Source organism: Mesorhizobium sp. M2E.F.Ca.ET.209.01.1.1 (assembly GCF_004010375.2).
GTDB lineage: Bacteria > Pseudomonadota > Alphaproteobacteria > Rhizobiales > Rhizobiaceae > Mesorhizobium.
In genome coordinates, this window is the sequence record NZ_SADP02000557.1 from 1 (window position 1) to 349 (window position 349).

A 349-nucleotide genomic window follows, 5' to 3' on the forward strand; every position below is an offset into this window, starting at 1 on the left:
CCCGACCAGTCGAAGACGACGAGATCGCCGACCTTCAGCCTCGTGGTCGCCGAGAGCAGTTCGTCCATGAAACGGTCATAGACGGAGGCCTGGACAAGCAGCCGCGAGCCGGCGACGCAGACCTGGCCGGAATTGCGGAAGATGCCGTTGGCCGAGACGACAGCCGCCTGTTTCAGGTCCGGCGCGTCGGCAAAGACGATGTTGGGCGACTTGCCGCCGAGTTCGAGGAAGACGCGCTTCAGATTGGAACGGGCGGAGTATTCGAGCAGGCGGCGGCCGACCGGTCCCGAGCCGGTGAAGGCGATGGCGTCGACATCCCCATGCAGGCCGAGCGCCTCGCCGGCGACCG

At 66.8% G+C, this 349-nt stretch carries 1 protein-coding gene; it reads right to left on the minus strand.

Translation table 11 applies throughout. The annotated features are described in order from the left end of the window. Nucleotides 1-349, minus strand: a 349-nt coding sequence (locus EN852_RS36890) for an aldehyde dehydrogenase family protein (protein ID WP_135879764.1), incomplete at both ends; no start/stop codon positions are given.